At 42.2% G+C, this 24,607-nt stretch carries 18 protein-coding genes, 1 tRNA gene and 2 pseudogenes; 11 read left to right on the top strand and 10 right to left on the bottom strand.

Going from position 1 to position 24,607, the window contains the following annotated elements; translation table 11 throughout:
• Positions 1-13 precede the first annotated feature (13 nt).
• Positions 14-1,669 (top strand): MAC/perforin domain-containing protein, encoded by a 1,656-nt coding sequence (locus tag KTR07_RS15785; protein WP_217315458.1) that lies wholly within the window; start codon positions 14-16, stop codon positions 1,667-1,669.
• Between the two features lie 191 nt (positions 1,670-1,860).
• Positions 1,861-2,262: a hypothetical protein gene (locus KTR07_RS15780; protein ID WP_048696497.1), complete on the top strand. Its 402-nt coding sequence runs from the start codon at positions 1,861-1,863 to the stop codon at positions 2,260-2,262.
• An 887-nt stretch (positions 2,263-3,149) separates the two neighbouring features.
• On the opposite strand, the gene KTR07_RS15775 is transcribed toward KTR07_RS15780, so the two are convergent.
• Both KTR07_RS15775 and KTR07_RS15770 read right to left on the bottom strand, forming a co-directional pair.
• Entirely contained in the window at positions 3,150-4,385 is a 1,236-nt protein-coding gene (locus tag KTR07_RS15775) for an acyloxyacyl hydrolase (RefSeq protein WP_048696474.1), read from the bottom strand.
• Positions 4,382-5,329: a hypothetical protein gene (locus tag KTR07_RS15770; protein WP_011108824.1), complete on the bottom strand. Its 948-nt coding sequence runs from the start codon at positions 5,327-5,329 to the stop codon at positions 4,382-4,384. Before KTR07_RS15770 ends, KTR07_RS15775 begins: the two co-directional genes overlap by 4 nt.
• 137 nt (positions 5,330-5,466) lie before the next feature.
• Between KTR07_RS15770 and KTR07_RS15765 the strand changes: the two genes are divergently transcribed.
• Positions 5,467-7,206, top strand: coding sequence for an ATP-binding protein (locus KTR07_RS15765; protein WP_113747947.1), 1,740 nt, complete (start codon positions 5,467-5,469; stop codon positions 7,204-7,206).
• Between the two features lie 4 nt (positions 7,207-7,210).
• Here KTR07_RS15765 and recO read toward each other — a convergent pair whose 3' ends face one another.
• Positions 7,211-7,939 (bottom strand): DNA repair protein RecO, encoded by a 729-nt coding sequence (recO, locus tag KTR07_RS15760; protein ID WP_008767625.1) that lies wholly within the window; start codon positions 7,937-7,939, stop codon positions 7,211-7,213.
• A gap of 141 nt (positions 7,940-8,080) precedes the next feature.
• Here recO and KTR07_RS15755 point away from each other — a divergent pair.
• From KTR07_RS15755 to KTR07_RS15735, 5 genes and pseudogenes are all read left to right on the top strand, one after another.
• Positions 8,081-8,203 (top strand): annotated as a pseudogene (locus KTR07_RS15755) (integrase); the annotation flags it as partial.
• 341 nt (positions 8,204-8,544) lie between these two features.
• Positions 8,545-8,616 (top strand) — tRNA-Glu (locus KTR07_RS15750).
• 42 nt (positions 8,617-8,658) lie between these two features.
• Positions 8,659-8,913: a 30S ribosomal protein S20 gene (gene rpsT / locus KTR07_RS15745; RefSeq protein WP_008763686.1), complete on the top strand. Its 255-nt coding sequence runs from the start codon at positions 8,659-8,661 to the stop codon at positions 8,911-8,913.
• A 199-nt stretch (positions 8,914-9,112) separates the two neighbouring features.
• Positions 9,113-11,074, top strand: coding sequence for a DNA topoisomerase (ATP-hydrolyzing) subunit B (gene gyrB / locus KTR07_RS15740; protein WP_113747948.1), 1,962 nt, complete (start codon positions 9,113-9,115; stop codon positions 11,072-11,074).
• A 169-nt stretch (positions 11,075-11,243) separates the two neighbouring features.
• The gene (locus tag KTR07_RS15735; RefSeq protein WP_032850788.1) at positions 11,244-11,444 is read left to right on the top strand and encodes a hypothetical protein; all 201 of its coding nucleotides are present in this window, start codon (positions 11,244-11,246) and stop codon (positions 11,442-11,444) included.
• Between the two features lie 8 nt (positions 11,445-11,452).
• On the opposite strand, the gene KTR07_RS15730 is transcribed toward KTR07_RS15735, so the two are convergent.
• Both KTR07_RS15730 and gpmI read right to left on the bottom strand, forming a co-directional pair.
• Positions 11,453-12,034, bottom strand: coding sequence for a DUF3109 family protein (locus KTR07_RS15730; RefSeq protein WP_008763683.1), 582 nt, complete (start codon positions 12,032-12,034; stop codon positions 11,453-11,455).
• Between the two features lie 63 nt (positions 12,035-12,097).
• The gene (gene gpmI, locus KTR07_RS15725) at positions 12,098-13,612 is read right to left on the bottom strand and encodes a 2,3-bisphosphoglycerate-independent phosphoglycerate mutase (protein WP_048696489.1); all 1,515 of its coding nucleotides are present in this window, start codon (positions 13,610-13,612) and stop codon (positions 12,098-12,100) included.
• A 174-nt stretch (positions 13,613-13,786) separates the two neighbouring features.
• On the opposite strand from gpmI, the gene KTR07_RS15720 reads away from it, so the two are divergent.
• A complete protein-coding gene (locus KTR07_RS15720; RefSeq protein WP_118337238.1) occupies positions 13,787-16,258 on the top strand; it encodes a TlpA disulfide reductase family protein in 2,472 nt (823 codons plus the stop codon).
• Positions 16,259-16,890: 632 nt separating this feature from the next.
• Here KTR07_RS15720 and KTR07_RS15715 read toward each other — a convergent pair.
• Complete coding sequence (locus tag KTR07_RS15715; protein ID WP_080979946.1) at positions 16,891-17,136, bottom strand: hypothetical protein; 246 nt, start codon at positions 17,134-17,136, stop codon at positions 16,891-16,893.
• A 204-nt stretch (positions 17,137-17,340) separates the two neighbouring features.
• On the opposite strand from KTR07_RS15715, the gene KTR07_RS15710 reads away from it, so the two are divergent.
• Positions 17,341-18,270 (top strand): magnesium transporter CorA family protein, encoded by a 930-nt coding sequence (locus KTR07_RS15710; protein ID WP_008763680.1) that lies wholly within the window; start codon positions 17,341-17,343, stop codon positions 18,268-18,270.
• A gap of 175 nt (positions 18,271-18,445) precedes the next feature.
• Here the strand turns inward: KTR07_RS15710 and KTR07_RS15705 are convergent, their stop codons facing one another.
• The 3 genes from KTR07_RS15705 to KTR07_RS15695 all read right to left on the bottom strand — a co-directional run bounded on the left by KTR07_RS15705 (position 18,446) and on the right by KTR07_RS15695 (position 23,348).
• On the bottom strand, positions 18,446-19,903 hold the full coding sequence (locus tag KTR07_RS15705; protein ID WP_008767614.1) for a DUF5723 family protein: 1,458 nt from the start codon (positions 19,901-19,903) through the stop codon (positions 18,446-18,448).
• A 172-nt stretch (positions 19,904-20,075) separates the two neighbouring features.
• Entirely contained in the window at positions 20,076-20,678 is a 603-nt protein-coding gene (locus KTR07_RS15700) for a ribonuclease HII (RefSeq protein WP_008763678.1), read from the bottom strand.
• Between the two features lie 465 nt (positions 20,679-21,143).
• Complete coding sequence (locus KTR07_RS15695; protein WP_008767612.1) at positions 21,144-23,348, bottom strand: sodium-translocating pyrophosphatase; 2,205 nt, start codon at positions 23,346-23,348, stop codon at positions 21,144-21,146.
• 391 nt (positions 23,349-23,739) lie between these two features.
• On the opposite strand from KTR07_RS15695, the pseudogene KTR07_RS28445 reads away from it, so the two are divergent.
• A pseudogene (locus KTR07_RS28445) lies at positions 23,740-23,934 on the top strand (GH36 C-terminal domain-containing protein); the annotation flags it as partial.
• Positions 23,935-24,107: 173 nt separating this feature from the next.
• Here the strand turns inward: KTR07_RS28445 and KTR07_RS15685 are convergent.
• On the bottom strand, positions 24,108-24,431 hold the full coding sequence (locus tag KTR07_RS15685; RefSeq protein ID WP_008767610.1) for a heavy metal-binding domain-containing protein: 324 nt from the start codon (positions 24,429-24,431) through the stop codon (positions 24,108-24,110).
• Positions 24,432-24,607 lie beyond the last annotated feature (176 nt).

Raw genomic sequence — 24,607 nt, 5'->3', positions numbered from 1 at the left:
TGTTCGATTTGCTATAGCGATTCTTTTTTATACGGGTACTTTATCGGGGGCTTACTTTGCATCCTGCACAAATGATATTGAGAATCTCGACATTATTCCGACAAATAATGGACAAAATACAGAAGGCAACATTATACTACAAGAAAGAAATCCAAATCTTCCCTTACCCTTAATAAAGAAGTTCATATTAAACAAGCCACAAACCAGAAATAGCGTTTCAGGCGAAGACAGAACCTTCCTTGGATACAGTTATAAAATAAAAAATGGGGATTATATACAAGGAAGCATAAATAGTTTAGGCTTTCCAATAATAGACATTGACTCTATAAGAAAATATAGACCTTCTTATCTACAAGAGAAACTTATAACTGTAACAGAGACTAATATTTTCACTTATAATAATCTCGACAAATACTTGTATGATTCAAGATTTGGCAAAAAGGTATCATCTGAGTTTACTTTCAATCCTAAAGTTTTCGCAACAGAAAAAAAGGAAGCAATCACAAAGTTATTCGGTAATATAGAAAAAGCTACTTATGGTAAACTCGAAGTTTCTTTTCTAAAAGGGCAATCCACATTAAATCATTTACCAAGTTCAAGACTATGGTATATAAGCCAATTTCAGAATCATATTTTCACAAATATCCTATATAATGCCCCAATGGCATCCATACTTAACGAATTTGGTGAATTCATATTAACAGATTATTTTACAGGAGGAAAGGTTTATGCCTTATTCGCAAGCAAAGCCAAAGAAGGGACAACCGCTCAACAAAAAGAAGATGACATGTATACTTCTATAAACACTTCAGTAATTAACCTCAATAACGCTACTAGTATTAATTTAGGTTTCAACGGTTCCAACTTTGACGCAACAAAAACCTTTAAAAGTACAGATACTTATTTAGATATGAAAACATTTGGAGGGGAAGTAAGTCAAAGCGTAGCAATAAATACAAAAGTTTCTAATATCAATATAGACTTAACACCGTGGAGATATTCTTTAAAAGACATGGCTAACAATACAATGATAGATATAGCAGACAATAGCCTGTATCCTCTATCAGCCTTTGTACTCGAGCAAAATTTCAAACAACGCCTTGATGACACCTTCAACGAGATACTACCTGCGAACAAAGAGCTAGTACCTCCACGCATTGAAATCGTGAGAGTTCTCGCCCGTACAACACCTTCCAATGAAGCTCTTTATGATGTAGCAGCCGTTTTAGTTACAAGGCAAACAGATAGAATAATATTGAGTGACGCTATGGCGTCATCCGCTACAGATGAAGAATTAAGAAAAAATGAGAACAATGAAGTTTTCATGCAGAAAGTAGAAAAAATAGCAACTGAAAAATCTAAGTTTTTTAGTTCTGACATAGAAATATCATATAATAAAGAGACTAAACTGAATCCTACTTTAAAATCACCATTATGCATAGAACTAACAGGATTTAATGAAAGAAACTTTTATAGATTTTATTATGAAAAGACTAATATTGAATATATTTACGATCCTGCTACTCATCTTTGCTTATCATATTACATAAATAAAGGGGACGATAGAATCTTAGATATCTATGGCATTAGAAACTGGATAGAATCACTACCTGAAAAGAAAATATCAATAACAACATTAGCAAATTCATATAAAATCATTGGATTATAGACATTGAGGATAATCGCTAAAACACGAAATCAAGTAGACATCAACTCATATAAAGACAATAATTCATTTGTCCTGTTAGAGTTGAAAACAGATGCTTATGTATGTAAGAATCATGTTAATATATAAACTATTTTTGTAAATTGAAAACTTAATTAGATATGAAATATAATATAAAACAGTCCTCTTTATTGATGCTCTTCGCTTTGTTTTTAGTAGCTTTTTGCTTTATAGCTTGTGATGATCAGGACAATGAAGAGCAGGAACAGGTGGGGCAACTCACTCCCGAAGCTCTCTATCAAACTTCATGGCGTGGCACCGGACATTGTGCCGCATGGAGTTTGAAAGATAGAGGTATCGGTATACAATTCGTAGATACCCAAAAAGGAAAAGTGGTTTGGGAAGATTATGATGAATTTGATATTACCTACATGATAGAAGGGAGCTATATTACATTTAATGATATTGCGTTTCAACTTGCCGGGGCTCCTTGGGTAATTAAAAGTTATACCAAAAATCACATAACTCTTATACAAAATGAAGCTAGTCCTGATAAAGATAAAATAGCTACAATAGAGTTGGATAGGGTAGACTAATTCTTTAAAAGATATAGTTTGAGGTTATAAATTCCTCTTTCAAGTTGTATTGATAATGGAATGCATTTAACAATTAGTAAAGTGCTATATTATAACTAGAAGAAAGAGTGTATCAAAGGCCAGATAGAAGTATCATTCTATCATTCAGAGCGTAGTGAAGAATCTTTTCTTTGATATAAATAAAGAGTAGATCCTTCGGCAAGCTTAGGATGACAGAGCAAAATGATAGCAGTCTTCAATAAATTATTAAGTAGAGTCTGCTGAATTACAAATACCTGCTGCTTGTTAAAATCAAATTTTAGCGAGCGCAGGTATTGAAATTCAAAGATTAATTGATTAGAGTCTCAATTTAACAAGAAATTGAGCATTTCAAACAAGGTATGCAGAAGTTCTTAAGGGGACCTAAAGGCTAGGCCATCTATTTAGATTAAAAATAAACAAGGACATAAAAAGTAAATAAATGAAAAATAGTTATGTCTATAATATTTTTATCATACTTTTGTACAAACTACAATACACAACATTATGGCAAATAGACTGACCATGGATATAATAACAAAAATAATTTCGGAGAAGAAACTTTTTTGGATAAGTTTCGCTATAATCGGTTATTTTTGTTTATTATATCTAAATGCCTATTTCGCAAAATCTGACTTAGTTTTCATAGGGTGGATTCAAGAACTACTAACGATACCATTTATACTTTTTCAGTTTATACTTTTGATCATATCGATTTTGTACTGTATTAAAGATACATTTCGAGTAAATAGATATTCGTTTGGGAGTTTCTTCATTTTATTGACTAATAATCTATTTGTTATCTGTAGTCTAATCTTCAGATAAATATAGTTCAAAAGCGAAGTGTTTCTTGAAAACTACAGCCCCTTTCACCGCTTATCGTGAAATCTATATCCAATCCCCAACATTAAATTGTTAGGGTCTTTAAACTTACTCAACTGATACCCCACGTGCAAAAACAAATGGCGGGTAACATAAGTTTTGAGAGCCAATATTTGATAGAAACCTTCCGTATCATCGCCACTATATATCATATTTCGTCCGATACCGACATTAATGGAGAAAATAGGCATCACCAGTTCTGCCCGAAGAGACAACCCCACCGCAAATTGTTCGCGGAATGGAGGACGGTGAAACTTTATATCATCCCCATAAGTTCCTACTAGCTTATAGTCCTTAATATTAGCACTCTCGTCAAATTGCGCATCCACAGAAAGTCCTGCCCGGAAATAGTTATTGAAATTATACATCGGGGCAAAATTGAGACCTACAATACCGAACGAACCGGGAACCAAAGTGGGGATACCTTCTTTAACGAATCCTCTTTTGCGAGTGGCACCGTATACCAACAAGTCATAGCTGACGTGTGGCTTTATGTAAAGACGTTTGGGAGCAATTGCTCCGGACGCCTTATCTTCGGCATTAAAGGTACGTACAATGCCGACTCTCCCTCCGATAGTATTGAGACCTCCATTGGGATAACGCGTATTTCCATTGGAGAAATGAGTGAAGTCTACCCCTGCTGCTAGTTTCCACTGTGGATAAAACTGCCAGTTCAAGACAAAGCCCAAATTGATATACGCATTGATTTTAGAACCGATAGCGTCATTGTACCAATTGCTATGTTCATCATATTGTTTCCAACCGAAAGAAGCACCGAAATTCCACTCATAATCCAACGACAAACAGGATGAAAGTCGTACAATAGGCGCCCCTTGAAAAGCATATACCGCCACTGGATTTCCCAGTTCAGCGGAATTATAAAATGTATTATGCGAAACACCGATGCCCTGATAGGCATGAGGATACAACCTCCCCAAATAGGAATCTTTGCTGAACTGGAAAGCATACTTCAAGTGCAGGGAAAGTGACCGATCAATTTTCTGCCGTTGTGCATTATCGCCTTCAAGGAAACTGTTTGTCGGAGCTACATAGCCCGGACGAACGTCAAAACCGATCTGATGGATGAGGGCATGGTTGGTGCTGTCATTCGCTTGTCGGACAGATTTCACTACTGTCTGAGCGTCCAATTTGTTGCCGACTGCTGAAAGCAGCAGCAAGCAGATTATATACAGAGACCGTCTGGTATTCATATTTCTACTCATTTGATATTCTCGCGTGCTATGTAACATTTTCCGGGCATTTTACTTTGCAACGTACCGGTTATAGTGCGCTGTCTCCCATTCTTAGGGTGAACAGCATAAAGGGTGTACTCCGTTTCGAACCACTCACATTCTAACAGCACGATGATACGTTGGGTAGTTTTAGGCGGGATAGAAATCTCCTTCTTCTCCGTATCAGGGAAAGGCAAAGGCAGCGCTTGCTGCTCAGACGTATATTGCGCCTGTACACCGTTCATTCCCAACCATTCGTTTTCCATGCTTGGTATCTCTACTGTCGGATTATCTCCTCCCAATAGTCGGAAAGCCTCAGGGTCATCGCTTTTGAACACCACTTCATGGTGGGCGTCCTTGTAAGGGAATAACAGGCATGGGGAGGGAGTACCTAAATTATTAGATTGTATAAAACTCATAGTTTCTTCCAGTCTCCATTCATGAGAATACCCATTTAAAGAATAAGTGATATGATCGAACACATATCTGTCCGACGGAGTAATTTGAACATATATTTCTTGTGATTCATACTCATTGCTCACTACAAGCATGAATCTAAAGTAGTCGTTACGGACGTTTTCGCCCACCGTTATCTTTAGCTCTTTGGGGTTACTGCGTTGAATGATGAAATCGGTCAGCTTTTCATTGCACACAATCTTACCTAATCCTTTCAGGTAGACATCCTGGTTTCTCATTATCAGATTGTCGTCGGCATCATAAACTTCATATTGATGGGTAAAGTCACTATCGTAAGTATACATCCAAACCAAATCCCAATTGGAGGATGCAAAACGAATAGTTACCTCATCACCATTCCCGTCCAAAGTAAATTCGGTATCGGAAGTCCGGAAGTCGTCGACGAATACATCATCGTTACAACTATAAAGTCCTAATAGAATAAGAATATATGCTGTTAAGTTTACGATTGTTTTCATGTCGGTCGTTATCTAGTTATTTTGTTGACGACAAAAGTAATACATATTTTTAGAAGAGAGTTATTATCACCCCTGTTTAGTTGCCACATAAAGGAAAATAAACTATTTTTGTTCTCAACATTAAAGAGGGAGCAATTATGGATGCAGCAATAAAGAAAATACCTTATGGGATGACGGACTTCGAGAGAATAATTCTTGAAAACTATTACTATGTAGACAAAACACAATATATCGCCAAAGTAGAAAAAGTGACCTCCTTCTTCTTCTTTGTCCGTCCTCGACGTTTCGGAAAAAGCCTTTTCCTAAACATGCTCGGTTTATACTACGACATCAACCAAAAAGATAAATTCGAGAAAATCTTTGGTAATCTTTATATAGGCAAGCATCCTACGCCTGATCGCAACAAATATCTGGTGCTTACACTCAATTTCAGTAGTGTAGCCGCCAATATGGATCGTTTGGAAGAAACATTCAACACCTATTGCAAAATCGTAATGGATGGATTTGCAGAACGAAACGCTCATCTGTTAGGGAAAGAAGCCGTTGAAAAGCTACATGAATTAAAAACAGGAGATGCCTTATTGGGATCACTGTGCCAAAGCGCCCAAAACAAGGGACAAAAGATATATCTTATCCTTGATGAGTACGATAACTTTGCCAACAATATTCTGGTAGATTATGGTAATAAACGTTATCGCAGCATCACTCATGGCAGCGGATTCTTCCGTAGTTTCCTTAAAGTGGTAAAAGACTATTCAAGTTCAGTGATCGAGCGCATCTTCCTTACAGGCGTAAGCCCCGTAACAATGGACGATCTCACTAGCGGATTCAACATTGCGGATAATTATAGCAGTTCACCTATCTTTAATAATATGATGGGATTTAATGAACAAGAAGTACGCACTCTGATCGATTATTACAAAAGTTACCGGGAACTACCGCACACTACAGATGAACTAATAACCATCATGAAACCATGGTACGACAATTACTGTTTCGCCATGAAAGCGCTAAAGGAACCGTCTATGTACAATTCAGATATGGTGCTCTATTTCATGAATCATTATATGCTGAATGAAGACATCCCTGACAATATGCTCGATGCTAATATTCGCACCGACTACAACAAGCTGCGCCACCTCATCCACGTAGACAAAACTTTCGGTGAAAATGCAAGCGTTGTACAAGAGATTGTTGAAAAAGGTTCTACTACCGGAATCATTGCAAACAGTTTCCCAGCCGAAGACATTATCAAACCGGAAAACTTTAAAAGCCTACTCTACTATTACGGCATGCTAACCATCAGCGGAATGGAAATGGGTGAGCCCATACTGAGCGTCCCCAACTGGGCAGTGCGCGAACAACTTTACGGTTACATGGCAGACATCTACAAAGATTCCGCCGACCTATATCTGGAGACAGATAAGCTGGTGGACCGAATGAAACGAATGGCATACAAAGGAGAATGGGAAAATTGCTTCACATACATTGCCGACCGCTTGAATGCCCAAAGCAGTGTTCGCGAGTTCATAGAAGGTGAAGCTTATGTAAAAACCTTTATTTTGGCTTACCTCGGATTGACACATTATTATATTGCCCGCCCCGAATATGAAAGCAACAAAGGATATGCAGATATCTTTCTGCAACCTCGTCTACTGCAACTTCCCGACATGGTATACAGCTACTGTATCGAAGTGAAATATGCAAAACGGGATGCTTCTGACACCGAGATAGAAAAATTGCTGTCCAATGCCAAAATACAACTGAAACAGTATGCAGCAAGCGAATGGATTCATCAAGACAAAGGGACTACAGAATTAAAGAGTATCGCATTAGTATTCCAAGGCTGGAAACTGGTGAGAGTGGAAGAAGTATAAACTGCTAATCAAACAATTCTTTCAGTACATCCAGCGACTTTAATGCAGGAAAATCCGGCAGATGCAAACGATAATAATCATTCATAATCGTCAGGCAGCGAGTGCGTTCCGCACGGCTCATGCCAAATAAGTGCATCGTCTCATAGTTCATGCGCATCAGCTGGCGAAGACGTCCAGCCTCTTCGGGATTAATATAAGAAGAATGCAACTGTGGACGAGTAGAAGTGAAACAGGCATTCAGCAAATCAAAGTAATCACCGGTGTGATAATCTTCCAGATTCGGATACAACCCCAAAAAACGGGAAAGACGCATCAGAAAAACCAGATGGAAATTGGCAAACCCTTCGCGACATTCGTCCAGCCAAATGACAGAATGCTGCAAATAAGCGAACAACGGACGGTTTTCAGCCTCTTCACGGATAGCACGATACAGAAACTCTGCCAGAAAAAGTGCCATTGAAGACTTGTACGGGTCATAAGGAATGGAGGTAAAAGGATAAAAAGACTTCGCCTCTTTTACCCGATAGAGAGTAGCATTCGGACGGAAATCCGCCTCAAACTCAATGAAAGACAAAGGCTGGAAGAGCACTGACTTGACTGCCGCCTTCCGCGAACGGGGTACAGGAACGAGAAAAGAAGTCCGCCCGGATAACTCCGTGTACATATCTACAATGATAGAAGTATCATTATATTTAAGCGTATGTAGAACTATTCCTTTCGTCTTTTGCAGCATAATGCACTCCTCTTTTTATCATTCCGGAACAAAACTACAAAAAAATGTTTGGCAATCGGGAGCTTTTTAGAGGCGTTAACAACAAAAAAGATTGCTATTTTTGTTATACTCCCTGAAGAACAAGTAAATATAGACAAGAGTATGAAAAGAAAAAGTAATAAAAACAGCTTTACCGGATGCGCAAAAGCATACATCCGGAATCTACAAGAAGAGGGTCGTTACTCGACGGCACATGTATACAAAAATGCAATTCTGATTTATACATGAAGCAGAAGGTGCAAATAATACACCTGGCTATATCTATAAACACTTTACTTTTCTCATAATTCACAACTATACTCCTTAACCTTTATATATAATAAGGTGTAAATATAGCACATTATTCATAGTCTTATAGACGAAGATATTTTTTTCGAAAAATCGCAATCTCATATTTTATTGAAAATCAAGCACTATAGAGTCACCATACAGAAAAAAAGAGAAAAAACTACATATTTTTTTCATGAATTGTTTGTCAGTTTCAAAAAAGTTCCTACCTTTGCATCCGCAATCGAGAAACAAACACTGATTCGAGAGAGCAAAAAGCAGAAATGCAACAACAGGATGGCCCGTTCGTCTATCGGTTAGGACGCAAGATTTTCATTCTTGAAAGGGGGGTTCGATTCCCCCACGGGCTACAAGTAAAAAGAATAAAGAACTAAAAAAATAGATTAGTCGAAATGGCAAATCACAAATCATCACTGAAGAGAATCAGACAAGAAGAGACAAGAAGACTTCATAACAGATATTATGGTAAGACCATGAGAAATGCTGTTAGAAAACTTCGTGCAACTACTGACAAAACAGAAGCTGTTGCAATGTATCCTGGCATCACTAAGATGTTGGACAAGTTAGCTAAGACAAATGTTATTCACAAGAACAAGGCTAACAATCTGAAATCTAAGCTGGCTCTTTACATCAACAAGCTCGCTTAATAATAGAAAAATAGCAATTCTATATAGCATTCAGGCTGAACTTTTAAGTTCGGCCTTTTGTGTTTATAAACCATTGAATATCAGATTACTTTCCCATTCACTAATTCCGCTTTTATTCTGCATTTTTCACCTCCGAAACTTCGCCAACTCGACAATTTTCACTATATTTGCTCTGTTATTATAACTTAGAAAGGCAATTATGAGCGAAGAACAAATCACTCCCAATAACGGGTCTTATTCTGCGGATAGCATCCAGGTATTGGAAGGTCTTGAAGCAGTGAGAAAACGCCCTGCGATGTACATCGGTGACATCAGCGTAAAGGGACTTCACCACTTGGTATACGAAATCGTTGATAACTCCATTGACGAGGCACTGGCCGGGTATTGCGACCACATCGAAGTGACAATCAACGAAGATAATTCAATCACCGTACAGGACAACGGACGTGGTATTCCGGTCGACTATCATGAAAAAGAAAAGAAGTCGGCACTGGAAGTAGCAATGACCGTACTGCATGCCGGAGGTAAGTTCGACAAAGGGTCGTATAAAGTTTCCGGAGGTTTGCACGGTGTAGGTATGTCTTGCGTAAATGCACTGTCAACACACATGACTACACAGGTATTCCGTGATGGTAAAATCTATCAGCAGGAATATGAAATCGGTAAGCCGCTTTATTCTGTGAAAGAAGTGGGTGTATCGGATATTACAGGAACCCGCCAACAATTCTGGCCGGATGATACAATCTTTACCGAAACGGTATATGATTATAAAATTCTGGCTTCACGTCTGCGTGAGCTGGCGTACCTGAATGCAGGTCTTCGCATCTCACTGACCGACCGTCGGGTAGTGAATGAAGAAGACGGCAGCTTCAAGAGTGAAGTATTCTATTCTGAAGAAGGGCTGAGAGAGTTTGTACGCTTCATCGAGTCTTCACGTGAGCACTTGATCAACGACGTTATCTATCTGAACTCTGAGAAGCAGGGAATACCTATTGAAATAGCTATCATGTACAATACAGGATTCTCCGAAAATGTACATTCCTATGTCAATAACATCAATACAATCGAAGGAGGTACGCATCTTGCCGGCTTCCGCCGTGCACTGACCCGTACGCTGAAGAAATACGCCGAAGACAGCAAGATGCTGGAAAAGGTGAAAGTTGAAATCTCGGGGGACGACTTCCGCGAAGGTCTGACTGCCGTTATTTCCGTTAAAGTTGCCGAACCACAGTTCGAGGGACAGACCAAAACGAAGTTGGGTAACAACGAAGTAATGGGTGCCGTAGACCAGGCTGTCGGTGAAGTACTGGCTTACTACCTGGAAGAACATCCAAAGGAGGCAAAAACGATTGTAGACAAGGTAATCCTTGCTGCCACAGCACGCCACGCAGCAAGAAAAGCCCGTGAAATGGTACAACGCAAGTCTCCGATGTCCGGAGGCGGTCTGCCGGGTAAGCTGGCCGACTGTTCGGATAAAGACCCCTCAAAATGCGAATTGTTCCTCGTCGAGGGAGACTCGGCAGGTGGTACTGCCAAGCAAGGACGTAACCGTATGTTCCAGGCCATCCTTCCGCTACGCGGTAAGATTCTGAACGTCGAAAAAGCGATGTATCACAAAGCACTGGAAAGCGATGAAATCCGCAATATATATACGGCACTGGGTGTCACTATCGGAACAGAAGACGACAGCAAAGAGGCTAACATCGAAAAGCTGCGCTATCACAAGATTATCATCATGACCGATGCCGACGTCGATGGTTCTCACATCGACACACTGATCATGACATTCTTCTTCCGTTATATGCCGCAGATTATTCAGAACGGTTATCTGTACATCGCTACTCCCCCGCTCTACCTCTGCAAAAAGGGTAAAGTAGAAGAGTATTGCTGGACAGACGCGCAACGCCAGAAGTTTATCGATACCTATGGCGGTGGTCTGGAAAATGCGGTTCATACACAGCGTTACAAAGGTTTGGGTGAAATGAACGCCCAGCAGTTGTGGGAAACAACTATGGATCCCGACAACCGTATGCTGAAGCAAGTAAACATCGATAATGCCGCTGAAGCCGATTACATCTTCTCCATGCTAATGGGTGAAGACGTAGGTCCGCGCCGCGAGTTTATCGAAGAGAATGCAACATATGCGAATATCGATACATAATTTTAATATTACGTTTTTATAAACCAACCTCACATCTTACAACGAAGAAGCGTCGGCAAGCGAAGGAAAATCCTCCGTACCGGCGCTTTTCTATGTCTTAATAAAACCTAACAGTTAAATCTTTTTCCGGTCAAAATCACTATCTTGCCGGAAATGAAGGAGGACACTTATGAAAACGACTACCCCAAATCCTGTATTTGCCAAGATCAGACTCTATCTCAGAATCCTGGCATCCTGTGTGATTGTCACTTGCCTGTTCCTAATTATTATCCATCCGGAGGCATGGATTACTCCGGCTTGCATTATCGTAGCTATGATCTGCCTGTTATTTCTTCTGATACGATCCAAACGCAAAGAGTCGAGGAAATGAAAGAAATATCATATCATATCATGCGCCTTTAATTCCTTCACTGCGACTTCCAATTCCTGGTACCACTTTTCGCCGAATTTACGGATCAGAGGTTCTTTCAAGAATTGGTAGACAGCCACGTTTTCTTTTTTCCCCAGCAACACAGCCGCTTTACACACATCCCAACGATGATAGTTCACCGCCTTATAAGGTCCGTAATCTCCAATCCGAATGGGATAGAGATGGCATGATACCGGTTTGTAAAAGTCCGTCTTGCCATCCCGATAAGCCTTTTCGATGGCACAGTAACAACATCCTTTCTCGTCATAGCAAGTAAAGACGCAATCCTTATTATTAACAATAGAAGTCACCAGATCACCTTCCTGATCCGTGTATACGACTCCTTGCTTCTCAATGACAGCACGCGCTTCCGGCGACAGTTCCTCCCATATTATCGGCAGAACCTCTTCCAGCTTTTCCACTTCATCCAATTCCACAGGTGCCCCTGCATCCCCTTCAATACAACATTCGCCCTTGCAGGCGTCCAGATTACAAAGGAACTTTTCCCGAAGGACATCGAAGCTCACTACTACATCTTCTATCTGAATCATAAAACTTATGTGAGACAAAAAGGGCGGAGTATACCCCCGCCCCTTTGGTTATAGCATTCTAAATTACTTAATCAAAATCTGACCGTTCATATCAGCCGGAGCTTCCAGACCCATGATTTTCAGGATAGTCGGAGCCACATCAGCCAGGCGACCGTCTTCTACTTTCGCAGCTTTGTTTTCTGTTACGTACACACAAGGAACCGGGTTCAGAGAGTGAGCCGTATTCGGAGTGCCGTCTTCGTTCAAGGCATGATCAGCGTTACCGTGGTCGGCGATGATGATAGCTTCGTAACCTTGTGCTTTAGCAGCTTCGATTACGTCTTTCACGCAAGCGTCTACAGCCACAACAGCCTTCTCGATTGCTTCGTAGATACCGGTATGACCAACCATGTCACCGTTAGCGAAGTTTACCACGATGAAATCATATTTGTTTTCGTTGATAGCGTCTACCAGTTTATCCTTCACTTCGTAAGCGCTCATTTCCGGTTTCAGGTCGTAAGTGGCTACTTTCGGAGATGGAACAAGGATACGGTCTTCGTTGTCGAACGGAGTTTCACGACCGCCGTTGAAGAAGAAAGTAACGTGAGCATATTTCTCTGTTTCAGCGATATGGAGCTGGTTAAGTCCTTTGGAAGCGATGTATTCGCCCAGTGTGTTGGCAACGTTTTCCTTGTCGAACAGGATGTGAACACCTTTGAAGGATGCATCATACGGAGTCATGCAGTAATATTGCAGTCCCGGGATCGTATGCATACCTGCTTCCGGCATATCTTGCTGAGTCAGTACGACAGTCAGTTCTTTGGCGCGGTCGTTACGGTAGTTGAAGAAGATAACGACATCACCTTCTTTGATGGTTCCGTCGCAGTTGGCGTTTACAATCGGCTTGATGAATTCGTCCGTTACACCTTCATCGTAAGATTCCTGCATAGCCTGAACCATATCGGTAGCTTTCTTACCCTGGCCGTTTACCAGCAGGTCATAGGCTTCCTTTACACGTTCCCAACGTTTGTCACGGTCCATAGCATAATAACGACCGATGATAGAAGCGATCTTGCCTGCCGATTTCTCGCAGTGTGCAGAAAGTTCTTCGATAAATCCCTTGCCGCTCTTCGGGTCAGTGTCACGACCGTCCATGAAGCAGTGAATGAATGTATTGTCGATGCCGTATTCTTTGGAGATGTCGCAAAGTTTGAAAAGATGAACCATTGAGCTGTGTACGCCACCGTTGGAAGTCAGTCCCATGAAATGAACGCTCTTTCCGTTTTCTTTCGCATAAGAGAAAGCAGAAACGATTTCGGGGTTCTGCAGGATGCTGTTGTCAGCACATGCGCGGTTGATTTTCACCAAATCCTGATAAACCACACGTCCGGCACCAATGTTGAGGTGACCCACTTCCGAGTTACCCATCTGTCCGTCGGGCAAACCTACGTTCTCACCACTTGCCTGAAGTTGGGAATGAGGATAATTGTTCATCAGATAATCCCAGTAAGGAGTGGGAGTGTTGAAGATTACGTCGTCTTTCTTTTGGTCGCCTAGTCCCCAACCATCGAGGATCATTAAAAGGGCTTTCTTACTCATAATATTTCAATATTTAAATTATCACTCTGATTTTCGGGTGCAAAGGTACAAAAAAGATGATTACGTAAACGTTTAATCTATGTTAAGTTAAAAGGGAAAAAGAGAGGGAGCTATGGATATTTTTCTTTCTTTGTATAAGGAACTACTAAATGCATTTATTCAAAATTTAATATTATGAAAACGATTCTACTCTGCATGATGCTCATGCTGTCGGGTATGCTCACAGCACAAACCGTCGACAATCCGCCATTCAAAGCCCGTTCGGGAAGTATTGGCAACATCACCCGTATAGAACGCACGCCCGATGGCACGCGTGTTTATATTCACGCCATCTTCCGTCCGCACTGGTGGATAAAGGAAGAAGGAGACAGTTATCTGGAAGATGCAGCCACCGGCAAGAAATACCAGTTCAAGAGTGCGGAAGGCATTGAGCTCAATAAGGAAGTGTATATGCCCGATTCGGGCGAGATGGACTATGTGCTCGTTTTCGAAGCTCTGCCGGAAGAGACGCAGGTCATCCATCTCCTCAGTCCGAGCGATACGGAAGGAAATACGTATGACATATCTTTAGTACCGTCCTCCGGCAAAAACGTTTCGCCGTTGGCGGCAATCAAGGGAAACTGGTTCAAGGCAGATGATTTAAACACCTGGGAATACGGTATCTACGATTCTGTTACGATTATGGACAACCGGATATTTACCAACGAAAACATCCGCAAGAAAGGGAAGCGGGTGGAAATCACCGTCAAGGACAAGCAGAATGGAGACATACGCACCCTGCTGGTCACTCCGCAGAAAGACGGAAGCTGCCAGATACAAGTGAACGGAGAAAAGAATCAGCTGTATACCCGGCAAAGGGGAGCTACAAAGACAATCGCTGCCGACACAGGTTTCCAGCAGTTCTTCCACACAGACACCACCTGTCTGCAAGGGTACATCGACGGCTATGACCGCCGGCTGGGATTTGACACCGGACTCATCTATCTATCCAACCATATCACCCGCCAGGACTACCCGACTGTGATTCAGATAGACGAAGACGGCAGCTTCCTGTGCAAGTTTGTCATCAAGCATCCTGTGGAACAGTCGGTCACGCTTGACAACAACTGGATTCCATTCTATATCGAGCCCGGACAGACGCTTACCATGTATATCGACTGGGAAGCATTGCTGGCACGCAGCCGTGCACGCGACTATTATTTCCTGATCAAGAATACAGCCTACATGGGCCCGTCGGCTTCCCTCTCCTATCTGCTGAAGGAATTCAAGTCGCTGATCCCCTACCGTTACGATGATTTATCCAACGCGCGCAACAAACTGACGCCCAGCCAATATCAGGAGCACATGAAGCCGATTGTCGCCCGATGGGAGCATACAGCCGATTCACTTATTCAGATTTGCCGCCCATCGGCAAAGGCTGCCCGTCTGATCAAGAATAAGGCAGACCTGCAGGCAGGAGGCTTATTCTTCGATTTTCTGATGAGCAGAGATTATTATGCGAAGCAGGATACAGCCAACCAAGCCTTGAAAGTGAAAGAAGAAGATTCTTATTACAACTTCTTGAAGAAGATGCCGCTGAATGATGAAACGGTGCTCACCGATGCCAATGCCAGCTCTTTTATCAACCGGTTTGAATATATGGACGCCTTCAGAACAGCCTATAATTATCATGCACCGCAACCAAAGGATACCATCTCTTACACGTATCCGGAAGAATCGCTTCTCGCTTTCCTTAAAGAGAAAGGAGTAAAACTGAATGCAGAACAGGAGGCAATCAGACTGAAACAGGAGAAACTGGCAGGAACAACCGTCAGAATCCCCTTAAAAGAACTTCAAGAAGAGAATGACAAGGTGAAAGGCTTATACGAAAAAGAAGAAAAACTGGTCCTGGAGTACATCGACAAGCAGTATAAAAACAAGCAGTCAGAGCAAGACATGGACAGAAACTTTATCTCGATGGAACAAAAAACCGGTCATAAGAAAGACAGCATTCTTGCCCGGCTATATGATGTGCCCGATCCTTTGCTTTGGCAAATAGCCAAAGTCCGCAACCTGGGTTTCAGCCTGCAGAATATCAAGACACGTTCCATTGCCCGTGAGTATGTGGACAGTATCAAGCAAAAGCTCACTCACCCACAATTGGCAGAAGAGGCCGAATATCTGTTCGCCAAAACGCATCCGAAGGAAAAAGTCAATTCCTATCAACTTCCGGAAGGCAAAGCCACCAACGTTTTCCGCAACATTATTAAGAATCATCCGGGCAAAGTCTTGTTCGTAGACTTCTGGGCAACGACCTGCGGACCTTGTCGCGCAGGAATAGAAGCGACGGCAGACCTGCGCAAAAAATACAAAGATCATCCGGAGTTCGAGTTCATCTATATCACCGGACAGAAAGACTCACCAGCCGGTGCATATAAGCAATACGTGGAAAAGAATCTGAAAGGAGAAGCCAGCTATTATGTCACCGACTCAGAGTTCAATTATCTGCGCCAACTTTTCCGCTTCAACGGCATTCCGCACTATGAACTTGTGCTAAAAGACGGCAGTATCTCCAAGGAAGAACTGGGGACGCATAGAATCAGAAAGTATTTGGAGGAGCACTTCCCCGTTTCCGAATCTGCCGGACAGGGAGAAAATGCTCAGTAATCCCGACTGAGTCTGGTTGTGACACTTTGACAAGAATGCACATTAAGGATAAGATCAAAGGTCAGTAGCCACTTTCCCAATTGAAAACCGGAGTGGTAGGCATACTTTATAATTGAATAACAATAATTTATGTATTTACCTACCACCTCCCCCTACGGGTACTCCTCCTTCCCGAAGGAGGAGATTTAAGATACTATTGACTTTTTAGTCAGCCCAATTTCAGTTACTATTGACTTTTGCCTTCCTCTTCGACAAATTCAGCATGACAGATACTCTCTAGAAATAAAATGCTTTTCTATTGTCACTTATCACCTTTTGGAGATAACAAGCTGATAATGAATACACTTCTGATGATAATAGCTGGTGACAATAGGGTGATAATAAGGTGATAATAGCCGTAAATCATGCTTTTTATTGTCACTTCACCCCTATTTCATGACTTATTACCTGTCATTTCCTCCCCATCTTATTACCTATTACCTGTTACTTATCACCTGTTACCTATTACCTGTTACTTATTACCTATTACTTATTACTTATTACACCTATCACGCCTCATCCGAGTCTTGACCTTATACCACAAATACGATAAGCTACCAATGCTTTTAGCTCATCATGCCTTTATACTTCCATTAAGCTACCGGCATCTTTACCTGTTCACGGCCGTGACAAGACTTGATCACATCCGTGAGCAGCATTTGCCACGACCGTGAGCAACTCTTACCACGGCCGTGAACAACTAATGATATCGGTAGCTTATCCCAACTTTCCTTATAAGGAAAGTCTACTATATAAGGAGCTAACGGGAACTTCAGCACTATCTTACAAGTGATTTTACCATAGTCAACCAATGAACTCCCCGCACACTGAAAGACCATAAACAACAAGAAAATCTAAAAAAAGCGATGCAAAAGACGGAACCTCGGTTAATTTTCCGTACTTTTGTATCGCTTTTAAATTAAATCATAGAAAAATGGACGATTCAAACCCGCGAACGTGCACTTATAGTATTAATTAAAGCGATCAGAGTCATTGAAAACTGATGCCTCTGCTCGTGTAAACAAACGAAAGGAGGCAATAAGATGAGAACATATCTTTATTGTGAAGCTGGCTTTGTGGAAAAACCGCAATGGCTTCCTAACTGCTGGGTAAACGTAGTATGCCCGGACAACGATGACTTTGAGTTTCTGACTAAAACCCTGAACGTACCCGAATCATTTCTGAACGATATAGCCGATACAGACGAACGTCCGCGAACCGACACGGAAGGCAACTGGCTATTGACGATTCTGCGCATCCCGATGCAAAACGGTCAGAACGAAAGTCTTCCCTTCGGCACCGTACCCATCGGCATCATCACCAACAATGAAATCATTGTATCAGTCTGCTACCACAACACAGACCTGCTGCCGGACTTCATCGAACACACCCGCCGAAAGGGAATCGAAGTCCGCAACAAACTCGATCTGATTCTCCGGCTGATTTATTCGTCTGCCGTATGGTTTCTGAAATATCTGAAACAGATAAATCTGGATATCAGCGCCGCCGAAAAAGAACTGGAACGCAGTATCCGCAACGAAGACCTGCTCCGTCTGATGAGACTGCAGAAAACACTCGTTTACTTCAACACCTCCATCCGAGGAAATGAAGTAATGATCGGAAAGCTGCAAAGTATCTTTCAGGACACTGACTTTCTGGACAAGGAACTGGTAGAAGACGTGATTATCGAGTTGAAACAGGCATTTAATACCGTGAATATCTACAGCGATATCCTCACCGGAACGATGGACGCCTTTGCCTCTATCATCTCCAACAACGTGAATGCCATCATGAAACGCATGACCAGCCTTTCCATTACACTGATGATCCCGACATTGATAGCCAGTTTCTACGGAATGAATGTGGATATCCATCTGGAAGAGATGCCGTATGCCTTTGCACTGATTATCCTGTGCTCTGTCGTGCTGTCGACATTAGCGTTTATCGTATTCCGGAAAATCAAGTGGTTCTAATTCAAGCGACTGCCATTCAAGCAGTTCTAAATCTCCCTTTACGTCAGAGACATAAAAAAGCAGCCTGTCATTCTTAAGACCTGAATTCAAGGTCGGCGATGACAGGCTGCACACAATACGTTTTTTGTTCGATAGAGAATATTAAAAAGAGAATGTTTAAGAGAGAGAAATTATTTTATCCTTCTTTACTGGATTTCTTTCCGCCCAATGGCACAGAAATACCAACAAATCCATTTACTGTCTTTGTACTTTTTCCAAAGAACATATAGTCCGTACCGATAAACAAAGGCCCAAGTTTCACAGCCAAACCAAATGATTTACCAGCACTCTGAATCATAGAATAACTGATTGCCGCATTCAACCAACTTTTCGGACGAATATTAGCCGAAAGTGTAATTTCAGTCTGAGTTTTCGGCTTAGTGAAGCGGGTAGTGGAAAGAGCACCAATCGCCAACCATTTATCCAACAGTTCATACTCAGCACCAATTACTACTGTAGAATGAAGAGAAGTGGTACGAGACTCAACAACATCTTCTTTTTGCAGTTGGAGCATTTCGTAATTCAAAACATCCCCACCTTCCACACGATTCATAAAATCTTGGGCATCCCGCTGGAAATCCTCTAACCCTTCCGGAGTAAGTGCATAGTCTTTGCCATCATAATCCATACTTCCTTTAGCTGTTGCAACACTTGTACTCCCCTTTGACCACTTGATAAAACCCAAATCCAACACAGAAGCAGACACTGTCAAATTATCAAGAATCTTATAAGATGCCCCTAAATCGATGGCACCACCATAACCTGCAATGCCAAATCCGTTAAAATCAAAATCATCAATATAGTGTTTCCGAGGATCAGGATCACTCGTATTTTCCACCAAATCCATTCCTTTGAAAGAGCTCTCAAGACGCGCATTTACTTTCATTTTAGCATGATAATCACGAATCTGATTGACATCAGTAATATCGTTAATGTTTAGTGGCAAATTCGCATCTACATTCATTCCGTCTACCTTCAAATTCAAGTTACCCATACCAAGTAATACCTTAAATTTACCACCTACTGACAAGCGATCATTAATAGCGCGGGCATAACCAATACCAACTTCAGTATAAGCATTTATATTCAATTCTTCCTTTCCAATATCAAATTTTGAATTATTCCAACTGAAACCATCTTGATCAATATCGTGCAAGAAGCTAAACATGGACTTAGGTATCTGAGCACCTAAATCTACACGGGCACCTACATTAACCGACCAAAAGTTCTTTCCTTTATACCATCCGAAAGAGAGAATATCCGTATTGACATTGACATTCAACCGGTTATCATTAGACAAACGATTCATGAATTTCTGATTATTATAGAAACCATCACTATTATCAATAATATCTATAATATCTTGTGTACCCAAAGAATTTGAACTTGCCGATACATTCAACGAACCAATTGCCGGAATATTAAAATATCCGCTAGTCGGTGCCAAAGCCGGATTCAACTGCATACGATAATGAGTACCTTCCATAAAATATGAAGTACGTAAAAACTGCGCATTGGCAGGTAAAACAAAACCCATCATAAGAAGTAAAGCCCCCATGAACTTCTTAGATGCATAAAGTCTGCTTGTTGTCATGATTTTATCTTTTTTTAATTCTTGTTATCGAATGCAAATATATAGCATTTAAGTAACAAATAAAAGCACAAGTCAACACTTTTTTAGCATAAACCGAACATTTTCATGGCTATTTGGAGAAAATTCGTGCTTATTCTGCAAAAATATGTAGAAAGTGAAACAAAAGGAAATATCAGAAATTCAGGTTCAACTGCCCGTCACCAAGCAGATTGAAGGTCATTCGGTGGTAAGGGGTCGTTCCATGTTCGGCGATGGCGGCACGATGTTTTTTAGTCGGGTATCCTTTATTCTTATTCCAGTCATAAAACGGATATTCTTCGTGAAGACGATTCATATAATCATCTCTGTAGGTTTTAGCCAGTATAGAAGCGGCGGCTATCGAGAGGTATTTTCCGTCTCCTTTTATCACGGTAGTATGAGGAATGTCAGGATATTTATTGAAACGGTTTCCGTCGATCAGCAAATGCTGAGGACGGACAGAGAGCTGATCGACAGCCCGGTGCATCGCCAGAAAGGAGGCGCGGAGAATGTTTATCTCGTCTATCTCTTCGGGCGACACCACTCCTACCGCCCATGCCAGCGCTTCTTTCTCTATCACTTCACGAAGTGCGTAGCGTTGCTTCTCGGTCAGTTGCTTCGAATCATTCAGCAGCTCATTCTTGAAATCTTTAGGAAGAATGACGGCAGCGGCATACACTGATCCTGCCAGGCAACCGCGGCCGGCCTCATCGCAGCCGGCTTCTATCAGGTCTTTATTTAAATAAGGTAGTAGCATACTTATTCTTTTTTTCTTATTTGCCACAAAGATAAAGGAAATAAAAAAGGAGACCTCATTCAAAGTCCCCTTTTTCCGTCATTCATTCACACAAACAAGCAATTGTTCCCCAAATATATTCTACCGGTTCACAGCCTTGACGACCGGAACCATCACCCTACCATTCGTTTTACAGATTTTGTTCGTTGATAACATCAGCCTTTCCCCTTAGCCATTATGATAGATTTCTTCCATTTCCCCTTTATAACTTATAATATATCGTCTTGCAAAAGTATCTAAATAATAAGAGACGAGAAAATGGCTTTGAGCGAGTATTTGCATGAAATGCCCCGAAACAGGATCATCTGCCGGAAAAAAGTGATTAAGTGCGCAAAAAAGGTGTTTACCCGGTTCTATATAATCAGAAAGCGATAACCGGACTTATCTCCGGCTATCGCCCTCTTCAATAAACAAACCTTCTTTTAGTTAAAACAAACTCCAGGCGACGGTAAGCCCTGCCATCACAATGGCTACCATGCTCATAAGCTTGATTAAAATATTCAGACTCGGGCCGGAAGTATCCTTAAACGGGTCGCCCACAGTATCGCCTACTACGGTTGCCTTATGCACTTCACCGCCTTTGCCTCCAAAGTTCCCCTCTTCTACATATTTCTTCGCATTATCCCACGCACCGCCTGCATTGGCCATAAAGATAGCCAGCACAAAACCTGTGCTCAAACCGCCGATCAGCAGTCCCAGTACTCCGGTCACTCCGAAGATTAATCCGGTAGCGATAGGCGCAAGGATAGCAATCAGCGACGGAATCACCATTTCGCGCTGCGCACCCTTGGTTGAGATAGCCACACAACGTTCATAATCCGGCTCGGCTTCTCCTGTCAGAATGCCTTTGATCTCACGGAACTGACGACGCACCTCATCTACCATGTGTCCGGCTGCGCGGCCGACCGCATTCATCGTCAATCCACAGAACAAGAACGCCATCATCGAACCGAGGAACATACCGGAAAGAACTTTCGGATTCATCAGCGTCACGTCGTAATAGTTCATGAAATCGACAAAGGTAGCATTGGCGGTTGAGACAACATCGCCGTTCGGCATACTCAGGTCTACTGTCCCCAAACGGGTCAGACCGATACGGATTTCTTCGATATAGGATGCCAGCAAAGCCAGTCCGGTCAATGCAGCGGAACCGATAGCAAAACCTTTTCCGGTTGCCGCGGTTGTATTTCCCAAAGAGTCGAGCGCATCGGTACGCTTGCGGACTTCGGCACCCAGACCGGCCATTTCGGCATTACCGCCTGCATTATCAGCAATCGGGCCGTAAGCGTCCGTAGCCAGTGTGATTCCTAATGTGGACAGCATACCGACAGCGGCAATACCGATACCGTAGAGTCCCATACCCACGTTGGAAAAATCGAAACCGGAAGCAAGCAGGAAGGAGGCAATGATACCCACCACTACCGCAATCACGGGAATAGCCGTAGAAAGCATACCCAGACCGATACCGGAGATAATGACGGTGGCAGGTCCAGTCTTTCCGCTTTCACTCAGTTTCTGAGTAGGGCGATACGACTGGGAAGTATAATATTCGGTAGAACGTCCGATCACAATGCCGACCAACAGGCCGACTACGACAGCGCATGAAATCCAAATCCAGTTGTCCAACTGTAAGAGCCACAGGATTAAGAAGGTAGCAGCCACAATCAGCACGGAACTCAGGTTTGTTCCGAATGCCAGCGAGCCGAGCAAATCTTTCACCGTCGCATTTTCTTTGGTGCGCACGGAGAAGATGCCGATAATGGAAAGCAGAATACCTACCGCAGCAATCAGCATCGGGGCAATAACTGCTTTGAACTGCATGACCGTATCTGCCGAATGTATAAAGGCGGCAGCACCCAATGCGGCAGTCGCCAGGATAGAACCGCAATAAGATTCGTACAAGTCGGCTCCCATACCTGCCACGTCGCCTACGTTATCGCCTACATTATCGGCAATGGTGGCAGGGTTTCGCGGATCGTCTTCGGGAATTCCGGCTTCTACCTTACCCACAAGGTCGGCGCCTACGTCGGCAGCTTTTGTATATATACCGCCACCTACACGGGCAAAGAGCGCCTGTGTGGAAGCTCCCATACCGAACGTCAGCATCGTGGTAGTGATTACGCAAAGTTTATGAGTCGGTGTCAGTGCGTCGGCGGGAATCACCGCGTTCAGCAACAGATACCAGAAAGATATATCGAGCAACCCCAGTCCGACTACAACGAGTCCCATTACCGCACCACTGCGGAAAGCGATTCTCAGTCCGGAGTTCAATGAATTGCGTGCCGCATTCGCCGTACGTGCCGAAGCATAGGTTGCCGTCTTCATACCCAGGAAACCGGAAAGACCGGAGAAGAAACCACCCGTCAGGAAAGCTATGGGAACCCACACATTCTGAACATGAAAGCCATAAGCCATAATTGAAAACAAAATAACCAGCCCAAGGAAAACACAACCTACAATCTTGTACTGTTGTTTCAGATAAGACATAGCTCCCTTGCGTACCGCAGCGGCTATTTTTATCATTTGGGGAGTACCTTCACTCTCTTTCATCATCTGCTTATGGAAGTAATAAGCAAAACAGAGGGCTAACACTGAAGCGACCGGAACCAGCCAGAAAAGAATGCTATCCATAGAATTAATTATTAAAGGGTTTTATGGAGGCTAAAAGTATGGAAATCAAACGAAAAAAGCAAGCAAAAGAGAAAAAAAATCCAACTTGCCGATTGATGCGATAACTCTCAATGAAACGAAGGTAAAACAAGTAAAAAAGTCTTTTGAGAATCCTGCAAAAGAGCATCAGGCCAATAGCTCGTTAGTTAATTTTTAGTCTTATTACGTTAATCGTTAACAAACCCGTTATTTCTATTAAACCATGTTATAAAGCGCCTCACTTTGCCCCGAAAATTTGGAGATAGCCGAAAAGTCCCTATCTTTGTAGTGTGTTTTTCATAGTATTAGATTTAAGGTTAACAAAAGATTGGCTGTCTGGGATAGATAGCCTTTTTTTATGCCCGCAAACTAACTATTGCCTGTTAAACTACAGGGATTGGATGCCAAGAAAATGTATAAGGTAAAAGAAATCAATCTGATGCCGAATAGTAAATCCAGCCTGGCTGCCAACGAAAAGACTTATTCCAGTGATTATCTGATGAAAGTGGGCATAGATGCTTTCACCACTAATCAAGCCTTTAGCCGCGTGATTGAGCTTACGGCAGATAACTTCCTACTGCCTTACTCATGCCAAGCCTTTGGCACGCTTGTGCCAAGGGCTTGGCATAGCAGTGCCAACGCAGTGGCACAACTGTGCCAAAGGCATGGCACAAACATTAAGAACAAAAGGGGAAACACCGTTCGTGGTGAATCCCCTTTCTCATACAATAAAACAATCAACTAATCTTCAATCGTTACAGCAGTTCCGTTGGCAGTTACCATCAGCATACTACCGCTGCCTCCTACTGTTTCATAATCCAGATCGACACCGATCACTGCATTGGCTCCTAACTTTGCTGCCTGTGCCTGCATCTCCTGCAAAGCTGTATCTTTTGCCATACGTAGTACTTCTTCATATGCACCGGAACGACCTCCTACAATATCCCGAATACTTGCAAACAAGTCACGGAATACATTGGCACCAATGATTGTCTCTCCGGAAACAATTCCGTAGTACTTTACTATTCGTTTTCCCTCAATGATGGGAGTTGTAGTCACTAACATGATCTTTTTCTTCTTTTTTAGTTGTTTACTATCCTATTAGACGCAGGATACCCCCAAAAGGTTGCAATGTCACCCTAAAAAAATTGCGGCTATACCGCAAGAATATGCGATATAGCCGCCAATTAGAGTTAAAGAGAGAGAGAATTTATAGAAAGCGCGGTCTCACGACCAACTTA

The sequence above is a fragment of the Bacteroides sp. MSK.20.82 genome (genome assembly GCF_019052485.1).
In the GTDB taxonomy this organism is placed as follows: Bacteria; Bacteroidota; Bacteroidia; order Bacteroidales; family Bacteroidaceae; genus Bacteroides; species Bacteroides thetaiotaomicron.
The sequence above is the reverse complement of the archived record's forward strand: the minus strand, read 5'-3'. Positions and strand labels throughout refer to the sequence as shown.

Coding starts and splice junctions, on each gene's coding strand:
- KTR07_RS15780 (WP_048696497.1), top strand. CDS start 1,861: ATGCTCTTCGCTTTGTTTTTAGTAGCTTTTTGCTTTATAGCTTGTGAT.
- KTR07_RS15775 (WP_048696474.1), bottom strand. CDS start 4,385: ATGAGTAGAAATATGAATACCAGACGGTCTCTGTATATAATCTGCTTG.
- KTR07_RS15770 (WP_011108824.1), bottom strand. CDS start 5,329: ATGAAAACAATCGTAAACTTAACAGCATATATTCTTATTCTATTAGGA.
- KTR07_RS15765 (WP_113747947.1), top strand. CDS start 5,467: ATGGATGCAGCAATAAAGAAAATACCTTATGGGATGACGGACTTCGAG.
- recO (WP_008767625.1), bottom strand. CDS start 7,939: ATGCTGCAAAAGACGAAAGGAATAGTTCTACATACGCTTAAATATAAT.
- rpsT (WP_008763686.1), top strand. CDS start 8,659: ATGGCAAATCACAAATCATCACTGAAGAGAATCAGACAAGAAGAGACA.
- gyrB (WP_113747948.1), top strand. CDS start 9,113: ATGAGCGAAGAACAAATCACTCCCAATAACGGGTCTTATTCTGCGGAT.
- KTR07_RS15735 (WP_032850788.1), top strand. CDS start 11,244: ATGAAAACGACTACCCCAAATCCTGTATTTGCCAAGATCAGACTCTAT.
- KTR07_RS15730 (WP_008763683.1), bottom strand. CDS start 12,034: ATGATTCAGATAGAAGATGTAGTAGTGAGCTTCGATGTCCTTCGGGAA.
- gpmI (WP_048696489.1), bottom strand. CDS start 13,612: ATGAGTAAGAAAGCCCTTTTAATGATCCTCGATGGTTGGGGACTAGGC.
- KTR07_RS15720 (WP_118337238.1), top strand. CDS start 13,787: ATGAAAACGATTCTACTCTGCATGATGCTCATGCTGTCGGGTATGCTC.
- KTR07_RS15715 (WP_080979946.1), bottom strand. CDS start 17,136: ATGGTCTTTCAGTGTGCGGGGAGTTCATTGGTTGACTATGGTAAAATC.
- KTR07_RS15710 (WP_008763680.1), top strand. CDS start 17,341: ATGAGAACATATCTTTATTGTGAAGCTGGCTTTGTGGAAAAACCGCAA.
- KTR07_RS15705 (WP_008767614.1), bottom strand. CDS start 19,903: ATGACAACAAGCAGACTTTATGCATCTAAGAAGTTCATGGGGGCTTTA.
- KTR07_RS15700 (WP_008763678.1), bottom strand. CDS start 20,678: ATGCTACTACCTTATTTAAATAAAGACCTGATAGAAGCCGGCTGCGAT.
- KTR07_RS15695 (WP_008767612.1), bottom strand. CDS start 23,348: ATGGATAGCATTCTTTTCTGGCTGGTTCCGGTCGCTTCAGTGTTAGCC.
- KTR07_RS15685 (WP_008767610.1), bottom strand. CDS start 24,431: ATGTTAGTGACTACAACTCCCATCATTGAGGGAAAACGAATAGTAAAG.